The organism is Catenovulum adriaticum (assembly GCF_026725475.1).
Taxonomy (GTDB): domain Bacteria; phylum Pseudomonadota; class Gammaproteobacteria; order Enterobacterales; family Alteromonadaceae; genus Catenovulum; species Catenovulum adriaticum.
The window spans coordinates 1,821,699-1,838,650 of sequence record NZ_CP109965.1 but is presented as its reverse complement, the minus strand read 5'-3'; the positions used below and the strand labels follow the sequence as shown (position 1 = coordinate 1,838,650).

The following is a 16,952-nucleotide window of genomic DNA, read 5'->3' as shown; positions in this document are numbered from 1 at the left end:
CTTGGCTTTAAATTAGCTTAGGTGAACTTATATTTATTGCGCTTTTTCAAGCGGGATAACAAATCCGCTTGAAGTATTATGCTTTCCACCCATTAAAGCTAAAAATAAGTAGTCAGGCTGACCTTTTTCCATTAGTACCTGTGGTCTTTCCATGCGTTCAATTTTTTCTTCATTTGTATAAAATGTATTAGTACGATAACCCAGTAAAGGTTTAGACCAATTAATACCATCGTCAGATTCAAGCATTAAACCAACATGGGGATGAATAACCCCCATGTCCCTCATTACCATATAAAATTTGTTGTTTGAGTGATAAACAAAGGCATCTTCAACCTGCCGTTTTATATCAGCAAAACTTACCAGTGGATTGTTAGGGTGTTTGATATAAGGGCCTTTAATATTTTTTGCGATAGCGACGCCCATTTTTCGCATACCATCGTTATATTTATCCCAAGCTTTGTAATAAAGCCAATACTCACCATTTGGATGTTGAAGTAAAGCAGGGTTAGTTGTGAGGTAACTGTCCCAGTCGGTTTTATTTTCACTAATCTCTAAAATGGGGTCTTCGCTTACCCGGGTAAATGGGCCATAAAGGCTGTCTGATAGGGCTAAACCAATGCGTTGTGTGGATGCATGATGCCCATCATATTTCTCTGCATCAGATAAGTTATTACCAATAAAAAATAATGCGTATTGGTCGCCTACCTTTTGAATAGTTGGATTGTGAATGGTATCAGCATCCCAGTGTGAGCCGCCACGGCCAGTTAATACTGTGCCTAATACGGTATAGGGGCCTTCGGGTTTATCGGCGACTGCATGTGCAATTTCACTATGACTGAGCCAATGATGATGTGTGCCTCGCCAGCGTGAGAAAAAAACATGAATTTTACCGTCGTCACCTTTTATTGGCGAAACGCCCCATACATTCCAATTTTTATGTTCTAAAATACGTTTGCCAGATTTAAGTGATTGACTAAAGTTTGATTCAACAATGTCTGTTTTTGATAAATCATTAGGCAAAGCCTGCTTTGAGTTGGCTTGACTAACCGCCGGATTAAGCAGTAAAAGGCATGCAGAAACTGTTAGGTTCATCAGTGGCTTTAGCAAACTGGTCGATATTTTTTTTATTAGGTGCATTATTTAGACTCCGGATAAAACTGAGCAAGTAGCGGATCGTTTGTAGCTAACATTTTATCGAAAATAAGATTGTCAAAATGGTTGATGATGACTTGTAGTTCAGGATCAGCGGTTTGAATTAAATTAGTAGATTCGGCTGGGTCTTGCGTTAAATCATAAAACTCATCACGGCCTTTATTTAGGTAATCTTTAATTAATTTATAGCGTCCGTCACTATACATGCGCATTCCGCTAATAGACTGATGTTTAGTGGTATAAGCTGCGTAATAATCTGTACTGGATACATTTTGGTCGCCGATTAATACAGGCAATACATTTTGTCCTCGAATTAAAGTATCGTCTGATTTATTAACTTGGGCAGCTGCAATTAAAGTGGGGAACCAATCTAAATTTGATACCGTGGAGTAATTGGTGCTGTTGGCTTTAATCCGATTTGGCCATCTGACAATTGCAGGTACTTTAAGTGAGTTGTCGTACATGTTAGGTCGTTGATTATCTGGCAAATTAGGTGATTGATTTGTCACTGTATTTTTTAAAATCCAGTGGCCGTTGCCTTTGTGCCATATTCCATTGTGGCCCATGTTGTAACCATGATCTGAGGTGAAAATGACTAAGGTGTTGTCAGTTAAATTTAACGCTTCTAACCTTTGCATTAGCACACCTAAATTACGGTCGACACTGCGCACGCTTGATAAATATTCTGCCATGTAACGCTTAACTTTTTTTGTATTTAAATTAGGGTAATTTGGGTTGGGGATTTCTATTTCTCGGTTTGTATAAGGGGCTTCATCTTCTGGTGCTACAGGTAGCCAAGCGGTATGAGGCGCTCTAAAGTGCAGCGATAATGCAAATTTTTTATCTTTATTTTGTTCTAAAAACTCAACCGCATAAGCTGTTAACACATCGGCGGTATAGCCTTTTGTTTTGGTTGTTTTGCCATTTATTTCAATCACAGGATCTATTGGTTTTGCGCCGCCGCTTCTAAAACCGATAAATTCATCGTAGCCCTGTTGTGTTGGGTGGTATTTATCTTTGATACCTAAATGCCACTTACCAATTAACCCAGTATGATAACCCGCGCTTTGCAATAATTCTGGCCAGGTTTCATATTGAGGATCTAATCCCAGCTCAGGTTCCAGCGGGTTTAAACCAAATTTTGCATAATTGGTATTGATCCAGTCATCTATACCTAATTCATACCCATACCTTGATGTCATTAGTCCTGCTCGTGAAGGGCTGCACACTGGGGTTGTAGTATAGGCGTTCGGTAGCTTCATACCTTGTGAGGCGAGCTTATCCATATTAGGCGTTAATGCTTGCGCATTGCCTGAAGCGCCTAAAGCCCAACTAGCTTGATCATCGGTGTAAATAAATAAAATATTTGGTGTATCGGTTTGAGTTTGTTGATGATTGTTAGGCTGAACACAGGCTAACATGAGTAATGGCGTTGAGATTAATGCCAGATAAAGTTTTATTAATTTTGGACATTCTTTTATTCGGTTTTTTATTTTTACCATAGCGGGCTATCCTTAACTTGGTAGAATTCTTTGATTTATCTTGTTGTAAATTTAACCTAAGTGTAACAGATAAGTAAACTGTTATATATAAATTTATATAATCACATGTAAAATTTAGGCTTGGGTATAATTAAATGTTTGTATATGACTAAGTACGTGAAGTGATCAATATCGAAAAAAACGCTGCAATTAAATTATCTAGGTGTGAACCTTTTAGTTTGAAAAAACGTTTAGTTTTAAATTATTTTAAGCTATGTCGCACTCTAATATTGAACCATAAACCAATATAAACAAAAAAGCCTATGCAATTGCATAGGCTTTTTGAGCTAAGCTTAAATTCGATTGAACAGGCTGTTTAAATACCGCTGCCGCCTTCGTGTAGACCGCATTCGCGTTTTAAACCAAAGAAGCGTGTTTCTTCTTCTGTCATACCTAATTCAAGTGGACGAGAGGTGTGCCAGTCACCAACTGAGACATAACCCATATCCCATAAAGGGTGGTACGGTAAATTATGCTCTTTTAGGTAGTAGTGCACATCTTTATTGGTCCAGTCGATAATAGGATAGAACTTATAACGGCCACCACTAATTTGTAGAACTGGTAAATTAGCTCGTGAGCTAGACTGGTCACGGCGTAAACCGGTAAACCAGACTTGGGCATCAAACTCTTCAAGCGCGCGTTTCATGGGTTCAACCTTGTTGATTTGATTGTATTTTTCAATCCCTTCAACACCTTGTTCCCATAATTTACCAAAACGCTGCTCTTGCCAAGCGGTGCTAATATTGGCCTGGTAAACTTTTAAATTTAAGTTTAATCGCTCAGTGAGTTGATCGATAAATTCATAAGTTTCAGGAAATAAATAACCTGTATCGGTTAATATAACCGGAATGTTATTTACTTCACTGTTGACCAGATTAAGCATAACTGCAGCTTGAATACCAAAACTAGACGATAATATTTGCTTGCTAGGTAAATGCTTAGCTGCCCACGCAACCCTTTGTTGTGGGGTGAGTGACTCTAGCTCAGCATTTACGCTTGCCAGCTTTTCGTCTTGCTCTGATTTTTCTGCTTTAAGTAACGCATTAAAATCTATATCAGGCATGAAACTCCCGACCATCATAAACTGCTTTAACAGCGCCAATACGTACAACATAATCACCGAATCGTTCGCCTGATTCGCGCTCTTTGCTGTAACGCTCGAATAAACCGTCTAATTCAGATAAAATTTCGGTTTCACCAATGTTCTCTTTGTACATCTGGTTTAAGCGAGTACCTTTACCGTCTGCGCCCAAATACAGGTTATATTTACCCGGACCTTTACCAACAAAGCCAATTTCAGCTAAGAAAGGACGGCCACAACCATTTGGACAACCTGTCATTCGGGTGACGATTTCTTGATCTGCAATGCCGTGTTTTTCGGTTAATACGTCGATTTTTTCAATTAATCTTGGTAAATAACGTTCTGATTCAGCCATTGCTAATGCGCAAGTCGGTAGCGCAACACACGAAATGCTGTTTAGCATCATAGGCGATAATACTTTGCCTAATAAACCAAATTTGCGTGCCAAGCCTTCAATTTCAGCTTTGTTTTCAGGTGCTACGTTGGCAATCATAATATTTTGATTAGCCGTCATACGGTATTCACCTGTGTGTACTTTTGCAATTTCGCGAAGTGCTGTTTTAACGGTACGTGTTTCGTCATCGACGATACGGCCAGCTTCTAAAAATACAGTTAGGTGCCAGTTGCCGTTAATGTCTTCAACCCATCCAAACCGGTCTGATTGACTGGTGAATTCAAAATCACGTGCTGGTTCAAAGGTTTTGCCTGCATGTTTTTCAGTCGCGGCGCGAAATGCTTCTACGCCCATATCGTCAACTGTGTACTTGGTACGAGCACGTTTTCGATCGTAACGATTACCGTTGTCACGCTGAGTTAGCATAACGGCTTGGGCAAAGTCTAATGTGTCTTCAGGTTTACAAAAACCTAATACACGAGTTAGCTGTGGGTAAGTGTTAACTTCACCATGTGTTGAACCCATACCCCCGCCAGCTGCTACGTTAAAACCAGCTAATCGGCCATTTTCGTCTTCAATAGCGATAAAGCTTAAATCGTTAGCGCTAATATCAACATCGTTGTATGGCGGTACCGCAACCGCTATTTTAAATTTACGAGGTAAATAAGTTTTACCGTAAACAGGTTCTTGCTCTTGATCCGCTGGTGTTTCAACTTTTTCTTCATCTAACCATAGTTCGTAATAAGCACGCGTTTTTGGTAATAAATGTTCAGAAATTTTAACTGACCAGTCGTAAACATCTTGCTGTAATTGAGACTGGATTGGGTTAGTGGTTGCCATTACATTACGGTTAACATCACCACAAGCTGCAATTGAGTCTAATTTAACCTGATATAAACCTTTAATAAGCGGTTTTAAATCACGCTTTAAAATACCGTGGTATTGAAAGGTTTGACGAGTGGTTAAACGAATCGAGTTATAATCGGTTAACTCTTTGGCAATATCATCAATGGCTAACCATTGTTCCATACCAATTACACCACCCGGTATACGGGCACGTAACATAAAGGTATGTTTAGGTTCTAATTTTTGCTTTTTACGCTCATTGCGAATATCACGGTCGTCTTGCATGTAAAAACCGTGAAATTTGGTTAATTGAGTATCGTCATCTGCAACCGCACCGGTAATTTGATTCGCTAGGCTTTCTTCAAGCGTACCGCGCAGATAGTTACTGTTAACTTTTAAATATTCGTTGGCTGCTAGTTTCTTTTCGCTCATTAGTAAACATCTCTCTGGTAACGTTTGTTTTTACGTAGCTCACTCATATAAGTTTCGGCATCTTCACGTGACTTACCACCTTGCTCTTGCGCAATTGTGATTAAGGCCTCGTGTACATCTTTAGCCATACGAGTTGCATCGCCACAGACGTAGAAATAAGCCCCGTTTTCTAACCATTGCCATAAGCTTTGAGCTTGCTCTAACATTCTGTCTTGAACATAAACTTTTTCAGCTTGATCGCGCGAGAAGGCTAAATCGATTTTGTTTAGCGTGCCATCTTTTAAGTAACCTTGCCATTCAACCTGATATAAAAAGTCTTCAGTGAAGTTAGGGTTACCAAAGAATAACCAAGTATCGTTTTCACGTTCAGCAGAATCGATTTCTTGCATGAAAGCACGGAATGGTGCGACACCAGTACCTGGACCAACCATGATAACGGGTGAGTTATCTTCAGGTAAACGGAAATGGCTGTGTTCAACAAACACGTCAACTTTGCCGCCTTCCTCTAAACGCTCAGCCAAAAAGCCAGATGCGCCGCCAAAGTGTTCTTCACCAAAAGCTTCATAACGAACAACGGCAATTGTTAGATGAACTTCTTCATCTACTTCTGCTTGGCTTGATGCAATTGAATATAAACGTGGCGTTAAACGACGTAAACAAGTGACAAATTGCTCAGCTGATAAGCTAGCTGCATGTTCACGGATAATATCAATGAGCTGACGGCCATCAATATATTCACGTAAAGCGGCTCTGTCTTCTGCTAATTTGGCAAGCTCTGCGTTGTTAGTGAGCTCCGCAAATTTGCTAACAAAAGCAGGGTGGCTTAATGTCAGTTCATAGTGGCGAGTTAATGCCTCTTTTAAACTAACTGTGTCTTCATCTACTTTAAGCTGGGCGTTTGCATCTAATGATAATTTTTCAATGATTTCGTTAACGATTTTCTCATCGTTTTTAAACCAAATACCTAAAGAATCACCCGGCTGATAAGTTAAGCCAGAACCTTCAAGTGAAATTTCAAAATGGCGGATATCTTTACCCGAATCACGACCAGTAATTTTTTGGTTGGTTTCTAACGTGGCCGTAAAAGGATGTTTTTTACTATACGCAGAGGTCGTCGCTGTTGGTGTTGCCGCAGCTGATACGCTTACTTGTGCGGCACCTGATTGCATATCGGTTGCCATTGCGGCGACTGCGCGCTCAATCCAAGCGCTTGCATCTGCTTCATATTCAACGTCGCAATCTACTCTAGGTTCAATTGCAGTTGCGCCTAGTTTAGCTAAACGTTCGTCGAAATCTTTACCGGTTTGGCAGAAAAATTCGTACGATGAATCACCTAAAGCTAAAACAGAGTATTTTACGTCTGCTAATTTAGGAGCTTTTTTACTTGCTAAAAATTCATGAAAATCAATTGCATCATCTGGTGGATCGCCTTCACCTTGGGTGCAACTGGTCACCAATAAATGCGTTTCTGATTTTAGCTCTTTTGGTTTATAGTCGCCCATTGAGACGCAACGAACTTGTAAACCAGCGGCTTGTGCAGCTGCCGCAGCTTGTTCAGCGACACCTTTTGCATTACCGGTTTGAGAACCAAATAAAATTGTTAAGGTTTGTGCTTTAGCTGGTGCGGTTGAACCGCCAGCAGGCGCTGAGCCACTTTGGCCATTACCGGCTTGTGACAAACCATATAAATAACCACTAACCCAAGCAAGTTGGTTAGTGGACATTGAAGCTGTAATCTGATTTAACTGGCTTAATTGCTCATTTGCCAGTGGGCTGGTTAGCTCTGTATTTTGCGAAGACATAATCCCACATTATCCTAAACATATTTTCAGGTGGGTATTCTATTGGGGATAAGCCAAACTGGAAAGAATAAATACTCATTTTTTATTCGATAAAAGTATATTAATAACTTAAAGCTATTAAAAACTAATATTTATACCTTTAAGTTATTAATAAAAGAGCGCACTTTTGTTTAAATTTATTTTTTTATCGCCAATAAACTAACTTTTGTTTGTTTTGTGCACTCATTTTTTGCATTTGTCTGATCATTGGGTGGTTAGCGGTAATTTTGCGACAATTTAGTCACTAATGCCATTTCGTTAAATAGTTCGTTAATTAGCTCATCTAAATTAATATAAATAGATTTTTTTAATTGCAGTTCAATATTATTGGCTAAATATTTTAAGTAGGGCACACCCGAGTAACAAGTAGAGCCATGAAATTTATGAATCGCGGCTAATAAAGCTGAATGATCATTGGCTTGATGAGCCTGATTAATTTCGGTGATGACCTCGTCAAAAGTATCTACCAGCATAATTAGCATTTCAACCGCAATCTCGTGTTGATTACTTGCGCGCGCAAGTGCGAGTTGCCAATCAATACCGTGGCGTGGCTTTGAATTATCGGTCGGTAAGTTTTCTTCGTGTATTGAGGCGCTTTTTGAACTAGAGAAGACCCATTTGTTAACTAGACGATTAAATTTTTTGATATCAATCGGTTTTGCTAAATAATCGTCCATTCCGTTTTTTAGCAGCTTTTCGCGTTCTTCTTTAAATGCATGTGCGGTAAATGCGACAATAGGCGTTTTTTTATTTAAATGGCCTTGTCGGATTTTAACGGTTGTTTGAATGCCATCCATTTCAGGCATTTGTACATCCATTAAAATTAAATCAAATACGTTTTCTTCAACACTATGACAAGCTTCAATACCACTTGTACAGCAAGTGAGTGATACATTTTGATCTTGCAATATTGCCGTTAATAACTTGAGGTTGGTTTCATTATCATCGACCGCTAAAATATGAATTTGACTACTATCTGTTGTCGGAGTGGTAATAATATTGGGTAGTGCTTTGGGTTTAGTTTGTGCCAACTGGCATTTTTGATTGTAAAGTAGTTCAAATTTTCGGTAAGTAAAAGGTTTTTCTATAACAGGCCAATCGCCTAATAAACTTTGTTGTTCACGTGATAAGCAGCTATACAGTGGCAAGCATAAAACCACATAACAGTTTTCCTGTTGTTTACGAGCAAACGCCGCTTGTAAAGGCAGTAACTCAAGAGATTCTTCATCACTTTCACTGGCGATAATCATTAAATCATAGTCGTCGGATTGATATAATTTGCTTTCCCATTCTTCAGTTGTGCCGCAAATATCAGCTAATACACCCAATGGATGAAATAATCGATCGTAACTTTTATGGGTTATTATTTTGCTATCTAAAATTAACACTTTATCAATGTCTTTAGGCTTGTCGAATTGATTTGATTTTGAGGTGGTAATAGGGAGTTTTAAACTGAAAATAGACCCTTTGCCTAACTCACTTTTTAAGCTAATGATACCGTTCATTTTTTGAACTAAGCCATGGGTAATCGCTAATCCTAGGCCAGTTCCTCCGTATCGTCGTGTGGTACTCGCATCGGCTTGATTAAAAGCGCTAAAAAGCTTGCTTTGTTTTTCTTTGCTAATCCCGATACCTGTGTCTTCAACATCAATAATGAGTTGATGTTGCGTTTGTGATATTGAGCTGAGCGATAAACGCAAAATGATATGCCCGTGCAGTGTAAATTTAATGGCATTAGACAATAAATTAGTGAGTATTTGTTTAAATCTGTGTTGGTCGCCAATTGCAGAAATAGGTAAAATATCAGATTCTAATGAAAACTCTAGACCTTTGCTAAAGGCTTCACGAGACATTAGCTTACTAACGTCTTCTACCATTTGGTTTAAATTAAAAGCTGAATAGTCGAGCTCGATTTTACCGGCTTCAATTTTTGAAAAATCCAGAATATCATTCACAATGGCAATTAAGTTATCGGCCGAGGCATTAATTGTGGTGACATAATCTTGATATGGGGTTGGTAAATTTGCTTTATTTAGCTCTTTGGTAAAGCCGACAATTGCATTGAGTGGAGTACGTACTTCGTGGCTCATGGTAGCTAAAAATTGTGATTTAATTTTACTGGCTTCAAGCGCTTCTTTACGGGCAATATCAAGCTCGGCATTTTTTTCTTCAACTAATAGTAAGTTTTGTTGAAGATCGTGAGTAGCGACCTCAATTTCAGATTCAAGTTTAGCTTGATGATGCTGCAGTTGCTCAGCCATCACATTAATGCCGTCTTTTAAATCATTAAATTCATATTGAACCAGCATATTTAATCGATATTTTAAATCACCGCTTCCAATGCGTTTTACTGCATCTACAAAGGTTTGCACTGGGCGTACAATCCGATTAACCAAAGCCAACATTAATATCGCTGAAACTAACGCAGATAAACCAATTAGCAAAAATAACGTAAAATTAGTTAAAAATCTTTGGTAAGAGTCAGTTGATAAATTTACGATGAGTAAGATTTGACCGATTGGCTTTTGTAAAGTTTGGCTGCTGCTCCATTGCGAGGTTTGGCTAAAACTATTATCAAAGGCATATATAGGCGCTATTAAAGCCATGCCTTTATCATCCCGGTTAATAATTTTAACGCCTGCTGTTTGCTGCTCTTCAAATTTATATTGAGTATCCTGATAATTTGACGCTGCAAAAATTTCACCGGCTTCATCGTACACAATAATATTTTTAATCGATAAAGATGAGGTGGTATGTATATCTCGTAATTTATTTTGCAGGCCAACTTTGTTTAAGCTGACCAAATTAAACTCACTAGCGTAAGCTATTGACTCGACCAGTGTTTTTGCTTGTTCGTGAATAAGCTCGTTACGCTCTTTAGCTGTAACATGCACAATAAATGCTGAAATACCAACGGTCATCAAAATACTGGGGATAATGGCGTAAACAATTGCATTAAATAAAATGCTGGGCTTGAACATATTGGATCTAAACATAATAAAGGTATTTATCCTACTTCATCAGCTGGCAAGCATAGTACAACATTCAGGTTTTAAAACTGCCTAATAGGCTTGACGCTAGCGAGATTTCCAATTGATTAAATATCATAACTAAGCGTTTATGACTCAAGCATAATGTAGAAAAATATGATTTAATAGCGTTTTTTAATTTTAGTGTTCTATATTGCTAATGTTTAACTCAAGTTTCAGTTTACAAACAAAGTCAAAATCAATTATTTGTTGGATGTTGCTTGGTGTTACGCTCCAAGCTTTTAGTTTTCCTCTTTATGCTGAATATGATTGGCTATTAGAGGAGCAGCCGTTGTTAGCCGCGGCAATTACCCCAACCCGAATTAATAAATCTTTATTGGAACAACCCGTCGCCGTTAGTGTCGTTGATCGCCACTTTATTGAATCATCTGGGGCGGTTAGCATTTCAGAGCTGATGGCATTTGTGCCTGGCATGGCGCGTGGATTTCGCCCAAATCGAGAAACAAGTATTGCCTATCATGGTTTAAACTCTTTAAATCCTAGACGCATGCAAGTATTAATTGATGGAATGTCTATCTATGAACCGGGTTTGTCTCAGGTTGATTGGCGACATATTCCGTTAACACCAAATCAAATTGAACGTATTGAAGTGACTCGCAGCCCAAGTGCTGCGGTTTATGGGAGTAATAGTTTTAATGGCATCATTAATTTTATTACGCGTAAAATACCGGAACAAGCAAAACTGAATGTGCATCTGTATCAAAACAGCGAACAAACTAAACAAGTGAATGTTTCTGGCAAATTAGGAGATGCGGATAACGCAATTGCGATGCATTATCAGTATCAAGCTCATCAGGGATTTGATGACGTTGAGGATAACTCACGCCAACATAGGTTTAAAGCGCAACATCAGTTGCAAAATCATCATTGGCAAAGTGTGACACAAATTTCGTATGTAAAAGATAATTTTGATGGCGATAAACCTGAAGAAGTTGAACAGTCTGCTGCTCAAGCAGAAGATTGGTATATACAAAATCAAACTAATTGGCAAATTAGCCAAAATTTAGAATTACAACTTAATCAGCATATTTATAAAAAAAACCAACAAACTGATTGGCAATCTTGTTTCCACCCCAGTTTTTTATCAACTGAATTTGCCCAATTACATCAAGCTGAGCCCAGCCTTTTAAACGGCTTGTTAGCCGGTGAAATTAAACTTGAACAAGTTAATGAGTTATCAGAGTTAGGTCAGGCTGCGGTAATGAATTATTTATCGTATGGTGGGCCTCAGGCTCAATCTGTTTGTGGACGAGCGAATAATTATACTGAGCAAATGCGTAAGCAAATTGAACTGCAAATGACCTGGGTAGTAAACCCTAATCTAAAAATGGTGACAGGCGGTTATTGGCGACAAGATAAGGTTGATTCAAATGTTTATTTACAGCATTCAGGCTGGCAAACCTTTGATTCGTTTGTGAGCTTCGCTAATATTGAATATAGAGCTCACCCAGATTTACTAATTGATGTTGCGTTAATGAACGAAAAACATCAGCAAGGGGCTGACAGCTTATCCCCTAGAATTGCGTTTAATTACCAAGCCTGCGAAAATTGCTCGTTTAGATTTAATTATTCGTATACTGAGCGTCTTCCGGGCGAGTTTGAGCAAAATGGGCAATTTAAATACCATATTTATCAGCTTGACCCTAATCCTTATGAACTGACTGAAGGACAGTATTTTTTATCTTCGCTTGCACAACAGCGTTTGAACGCTGAAAAAATGAAAGCGGTTGAACTAGGTTTTCATTACTATAATTGGCAAACAGGCTTAGATTTTGATGTTAGTTTTTTCCACCAATCAATGACAGATTTAATTAACCAGAGTGCGCAGTTGGATAATTTTCATTTTGAAAATGATTTAAATGCTGATTTATCCGGTATAGAGATTGAAATGAATTGGCAGTTCAACCCACTAAATCGAATTAAAGTGAGCGGCTCAGCACTTAATTGGCGGTTAAAACAAGCAACGTCAGCAAACGATAATATGTTTTCACCTACGGCTAGTTTTGCGGTTTTTCATGCCTATAAACCCCAAAATTGGCGTTTAGGGTGGGGCGGGGTGTTTCAACATGTAGAAGAAGCCGGCGATTTAAGTCAACTACAAATGTATGTTGAACGACCACTGACCTTGTTTAAACAAAATGTGACTGTAGGCATTAATAGCTTTTATCGAATTGATACGAGTCGAAAGACTTATCAATTATCTGAATATAATAATGATTGGCTAGTGGCATTGAATTTGGAGCTAATTTGGTAATGATGCCATTTTTAACGCTAAGGAAAGCAGTTAACTGCCATTTTATGCGGGTTGCCATCGGCTGTTTCTTTTTATATTTGTTGCCATTGCAAAGTGTCATTGCGCAGACATCTTTGATGGCCAACCCTCAAACCCTCAAGCAGGTCCAGCAAAAACTAAAAAATAAGCATCAACACAGTAAAAAGACCGTTGCTTTGTATTTTCCGCCAAAGCAATTTTCCAAGAGTATGTTTGAATATACCCAAGTTATGTTATCGCCAGAATATGAATTGCAAAGCTATCAACCAGATTTACCCGATGATACTTTGGTTATTATTACAGGTTATGATAAAGCTTATCGTTTTATTGCGAACAAATATCAGCATGATGCTATTGTGTTAGGGGTTTCGAGCCAGCAGCAAATAATGCTTGAAGAAGCACGTTGTATTCAATTAAAACACTGTGCCGTTTGGCTGTATTTAAATAACCAAGCGTCTCCGTTACGGGTTAAAGCGTTACAGGAACATTTTTTTAAAACCAAGCGATTAGGAATAGCGACCATTGATTGGCCTATGTTGCCTGTTTGGCAGAAAACACTACCTGATTTGTCTTGGGTTGAAGGTTCACAACAAGATAAACCCTTTAATGTAATGAAAAAAAGTGTAGAAGAAGCGGATGTATTTGTTTTATTACCTGACCGATATATGATTAATAACACAACGGTGCGAGCAATATTACAATATTTATATCGTCAAAAAATACCAACAATTGGTTATTCAAACTCAAGTCATGTCGCGGGATCTTTACTATCTAGCTATGCCAATTACACCCAATCGTTATTGTCAGTGAAATACTATTTATCTCAGCCTCAGTCTAACTGGCCAAAAAGTAGTTATGTGTGTTATCAAAGCTATTATTATAACGAGCGCTTAGCCCGTTCACTTGGTGTTAATATTTCAGTTGAAAAGCTGAATCAGTTAAGTGAACAGTTAGATGATATGTGTTATCAATAAGTAGGTTTCATTTAGTTTGAACGAAAATAGTTAATCTCAACTCGGATTAAGGTTAGTTATAAAAAAGCCAGCTTAGTCATAATCGATAAGTTTAAGGGTTATGACTAAGCTGGCTTTTTGTTATTTCAATTAGATTTATTTTGATTCAGTTAAAACTGAATCATGATTGGCGAGCGAGCTACTAAACATTGCCGATATTAACTTTCGCCAATCTATCTATTTAATTAAATGTATTGGTTAACTATGTTTTCAAACAATTCTTGCTTACCAGACATTTGCTCTGGTTCACCAACAGCAGCCCCGATTTCAGCTAACTCTTCTAGTGAAATTTTACCTTCAGTGAAATCTTTACCTTTACCAGATTGGAATGTCTCGTAACGTTGAGCGCGTAACTCTTTATAGCGAGATTTAGTTAAGATTTCATCTGCGATAATTAAACCACGTGCAAATGTATCCATACCACCAATGTGGCCTAAGAAAATATCTTCCATATCAGTTGATTCACGACGTGTTTTAGCATCAAAGTTAACACCACCCCCTTGAAGGCCACCCGCTTCAACAAATACCAACATTGCTTCAACGGCTTCGTTTACGTTGTTAGGGAATTGGTCAGTATCCCAGGCATTTTGATAATCACCACGGTTAGCATCAATTGAACCTAATAAGTTGTTGTCGGCTGCAACTTGAAGTTCATGTTGGAATGTGTGATTAGCTAATGTCGCGTGGTTAACTTCAATGTTTACTTTAAAGTCGTCCTGTAAACCATATTTGTTTAAGAAACCAGCAACGGTAGCAGTATCAAAGTCATACTGGTGTTTTGTTGGTTCCATTGGTTTTGGTTCAATGAAGAAGTTACCAGTAAAGCCTTGCTTACGAGCGTAATCTTTAGCTGTGTGTAACCAAGCAGCTAAATTATCTAGCTCTTGTTTCATATTAGTGTTTAATAGTGAAACATAACCTTCACGGCCCCCCCAAAATACATAGTTTTCACCATTAAGCTTAATCGTGGCATCAATGGCTAATTTTAATTGAGCACCTGCACGCGCTAATGTTGGGAAGTGTGGGTTAGTACCAGCGCCATTCATATAGCGAGGGTTGGTGAATAGGTTTGACGTACCCCATAATAATTTTACGCCTGATGCATCTTGCTTTTGTTTTGCGTAATCTGTAATAAAATCTAATTTTTTACCAAACTCTTCAACTGATGAATCTTCTTCGTCAATTAAATCAACGTCATGAAAACAGTAGTAAGGCAAGTTCATTTTTGTGAAGAACTCAAACGCTGCATCCATTTTTGCAGTAGCACGGCTTTTTGCGTCTGAAGGGTTATTCCACTCAAAACGTTGTGGACCTGGACCAAATGGGTCATGGCCTTGGCCACAGAAAGTGTGCCAGTAACAACCAGAAAAACGTAACCATTCTTTCATGGTTTTACCCGCAACTACACGGTTTTCATCATACCATTTAAATGCAAATGGGTTATCAGAATCACGGCCTTCATATTTAATTTGGCCTACTGATGGGAAAAACTCTTTATCACCTAATACTACGCTCATAAAACACCTCTGTTAGTCAATGTTTGTTTCAAATGATTTAATTTATAAACTGAAGTCATATTGAATTTTTTGTTTAAATCAAAATGACTTTAGTTATTCTTTAGCTATTACAGCTCTAAATATTGCTTCCAATCTTGATAAGCTTTTGCATATTGTTCAGATTTATCAGCTTGAGGTTCAAATCGCTCAACCAGGGTTAAGCCATTAAACATTTCGTCTCGGTTTGTGAAATAACCTAACCCTAAACCAGCAGCACGTGCTGCGCCTTCGGCGCCATCTGTATCATATAATTCGACACTGGTTTGGCAGCTATTTACAAATGCTTCAACAAATATTGGACTTAAAAACATGTTGCCTTTGCCTGCTCGAACAACTTGGCTGCTTACACCCATTTCAGTTAATACGTCAAAGCCGTATTTAAGCGCAAATACGATACCTTCTTGCGCGCCACGAACTATGTGTCCTAACTGATGACGGTTAAAGTCGATATTACGCATATGACCGCCCATATTTTTATTTTGTAGAACGCGCTCTGCGCCATTACCAAATGGATGTAAAACTAAACCGTCTGAACCTATATTTACTTTTTCAGCCATCGCATTTAACGCTGGGTAGCTAGGGGCGCTATTTTGGGTATTTAATAAGCTTCTAACCCAGCTATATAATCGACCTGTACCATTAACGCAAAGGAGTACCCCGTTACGTTTTTCTTGTTCAGTGCTTGAAACATGTTGGAATGTGTTCACTCTTGATTTTGGATCGTAGGCATTTTTATCAGTTACGGCATAAACGACGCCAGATGTACCAGCTGTGGCAGCTACTTCGCCTGGTTCCATGACATTGAGTGACATGGCATTATTAGGTTGGTCGCCGCCGCGGTAGGTCACTTTAATGCCGGCACGTAGGCCAAGCTCTTGCGCGGCACTTTGGCTAACCGTGCCTTGGTCAGCAAAACTAGGCACTATGTTGGGAATTAGGTTTGATTCAAAACCGTACTCTTCTAATACGCTGTGGGCAATGGTATTTTCGGCAAAATTCCATAATACACCTTCACTTAAACCGGATGGAGTCGTGGTAATTTCACCGGTTAATTTCATGGCAATAAAATCGCCTGGCAGCATGATTTTATCAATTTGTTGATACAGATCGGGTTGATTTTCTTTCACCCATTTTAATTTTGAGGCGGTAAAATTGCCGGGGGAGTTAAGTAATTGAGATAAGCAGGTTTTTTCACCGATAGATTTAAAGGCTTTATCACCAATTTCAACGGCACGGCTATCACACCAGATAATGGCTGGGCGAATAACTTCTTGTTGTTTATCAACACAAACTAATCCATGCATTTGATACGAAATACCAATGGCTTCGATTTGTTTAGGATCAAACTCGGCATTATCAAATAGTTCAGCACAGGCCGCTTTTACTGCCGACCACCAACTATTAGGATCTTGCTCAGCAAAACCCGCTTGTGGTGCATTAATTGCTAACTCTGTTTTAGGATAGTGAGTCGACGCTATACTTTTACCTGTTTTTGCGTCCAGCACAGATACCTTACTTGATGAGCTGCCAATATCTAAACCTAAAAAATACATGTTGCTTAACCCTTTGTAATTTTAATGAATGCATTTTTATGTAAGCAACCTGCTTGCAATAAAAATGTTTAATTAATGTAAACCAAGTATCACTACGTTGGAGAGATTCTAGGTGGGATTATGAAGGACAACAAGTATTAGATTTTGTTATCTTGTTATAATTTTTCATAAGTTTAGTTTTGTGGGAATAAAATCAAATTTTGGCTGCACTGACTGAGTGC

Annotated in this window: 10 protein-coding genes; 2 read left to right on the top strand and 8 right to left on the bottom strand. The window is 38.5% G+C overall.

The features are described from left to right. Positions 1-33: 33 nt before the first annotated feature. The 6 genes from OLW01_RS08090 to OLW01_RS08065 all read right to left on the bottom strand — a co-directional run bounded on the left by OLW01_RS08090 (position 34) and on the right by OLW01_RS08065 (position 10,268). Positions 34-1,137: a glycoside hydrolase family protein gene (locus OLW01_RS08090; RefSeq protein ID WP_268073341.1), complete on the bottom strand. Its 1,104-nt coding sequence runs from the start codon at positions 1,135-1,137 to the stop codon at positions 34-36. Beyond that, entirely contained in the window at positions 1,137-2,654 is a 1,518-nt protein-coding gene (locus tag OLW01_RS08085; RefSeq protein WP_268073340.1) for a sulfatase-like hydrolase/transferase, read from the bottom strand. Before OLW01_RS08085 ends, OLW01_RS08090 begins: the two co-directional genes overlap by 1 nt. A 355-nt stretch (positions 2,655-3,009) precedes the next feature. Further along, positions 3,010-3,756, bottom strand: coding sequence for a phosphoadenylyl-sulfate reductase (locus tag OLW01_RS08080; RefSeq protein ID WP_268073339.1), 747 nt, complete (start codon positions 3,754-3,756; stop codon positions 3,010-3,012). Continuing rightward, positions 3,749-5,446, bottom strand: coding sequence for an assimilatory sulfite reductase (NADPH) hemoprotein subunit (gene cysI / locus OLW01_RS08075; protein ID WP_268073338.1), 1,698 nt, complete (start codon positions 5,444-5,446; stop codon positions 3,749-3,751). Before cysI ends, OLW01_RS08080 begins: the two co-directional genes overlap by 8 nt. After that, entirely contained in the window at positions 5,446-7,248 is a 1,803-nt protein-coding gene (locus OLW01_RS08070; protein WP_268073337.1) for an assimilatory sulfite reductase (NADPH) flavoprotein subunit, read from the bottom strand. The genes cysI and OLW01_RS08070 overlap by 1 nt, the downstream gene beginning before the upstream one ends. A gap of 254 nt (positions 7,249-7,502) precedes the next feature. Next, positions 7,503-10,268, bottom strand: a complete 2,766-nt coding sequence (locus OLW01_RS08065; RefSeq protein WP_268073336.1) for an ATP-binding protein — start codon at positions 10,266-10,268, stop codon at positions 7,503-7,505. 208 nt (positions 10,269-10,476) lie between these two features. Between OLW01_RS08065 and OLW01_RS08060 the strand changes: the two genes are divergently transcribed. After that, on the top strand, positions 10,477-12,591 hold the full coding sequence (locus OLW01_RS08060; protein WP_268073335.1) for a TonB-dependent receptor plug domain-containing protein: 2,115 nt from the start codon (positions 10,477-10,479) through the stop codon (positions 12,589-12,591). Continuing rightward, on the top strand, positions 12,591-13,583 hold the full coding sequence (locus OLW01_RS08055; protein ID WP_268073334.1) for a hypothetical protein: 993 nt from the start codon (positions 12,591-12,593) through the stop codon (positions 13,581-13,583). The genes OLW01_RS08060 and OLW01_RS08055 overlap by 1 nt, the downstream gene beginning before the upstream one ends. 224 nt (positions 13,584-13,807) lie before the next feature. On the opposite strand, the gene xylA is transcribed toward OLW01_RS08055, so the two are convergent. Together xylA and OLW01_RS08045 are read right to left on the bottom strand one after the other, a co-directional pair. Continuing rightward, positions 13,808-15,139, bottom strand: a complete 1,332-nt coding sequence (gene xylA, locus OLW01_RS08050) for a xylose isomerase (protein ID WP_268073333.1) — start codon at positions 15,137-15,139, stop codon at positions 13,808-13,810. Between the two features lie 107 nt (positions 15,140-15,246). Then, positions 15,247-16,731, bottom strand: a complete 1,485-nt coding sequence (locus OLW01_RS08045; protein ID WP_268073332.1) for a xylulokinase — start codon at positions 16,729-16,731, stop codon at positions 15,247-15,249. Positions 16,732-16,952 lie beyond the last annotated feature (221 nt).

Coding starts and splice junctions, on each gene's coding strand:
- OLW01_RS08090 (WP_268073341.1), bottom strand. CDS start 1,137: ATGCACCTAATAAAAAAAATATCGACCAGTTTGCTAAAGCCACTGATG.
- OLW01_RS08085 (WP_268073340.1), bottom strand. CDS start 2,654: ATGGTAAAAATAAAAAACCGAATAAAAGAATGTCCAAAATTAATAAAA.
- OLW01_RS08080 (WP_268073339.1), bottom strand. CDS start 3,756: ATGCCTGATATAGATTTTAATGCGTTACTTAAAGCAGAAAAATCAGAG.
- cysI (WP_268073338.1), bottom strand. CDS start 5,446: ATGAGCGAAAAGAAACTAGCAGCCAACGAATATTTAAAAGTTAACAGT.
- OLW01_RS08070 (WP_268073337.1), bottom strand. CDS start 7,248: ATGTCTTCGCAAAATACAGAGCTAACCAGCCCACTGGCAAATGAGCAA.
- OLW01_RS08065 (WP_268073336.1), bottom strand. CDS start 10,268: ATGTTCAAGCCCAGCATTTTATTTAATGCAATTGTTTACGCCATTATC.
- OLW01_RS08060 (WP_268073335.1), top strand. CDS start 10,477: ATGTTTAACTCAAGTTTCAGTTTACAAACAAAGTCAAAATCAATTATT.
- OLW01_RS08055 (WP_268073334.1), top strand. CDS start 12,591: ATGATGCCATTTTTAACGCTAAGGAAAGCAGTTAACTGCCATTTTATG.
- xylA (WP_268073333.1), bottom strand. CDS start 15,139: ATGAGCGTAGTATTAGGTGATAAAGAGTTTTTCCCATCAGTAGGCCAA.
- OLW01_RS08045 (WP_268073332.1), bottom strand. CDS start 16,731: ATGTATTTTTTAGGTTTAGATATTGGCAGCTCATCAAGTAAGGTATCT.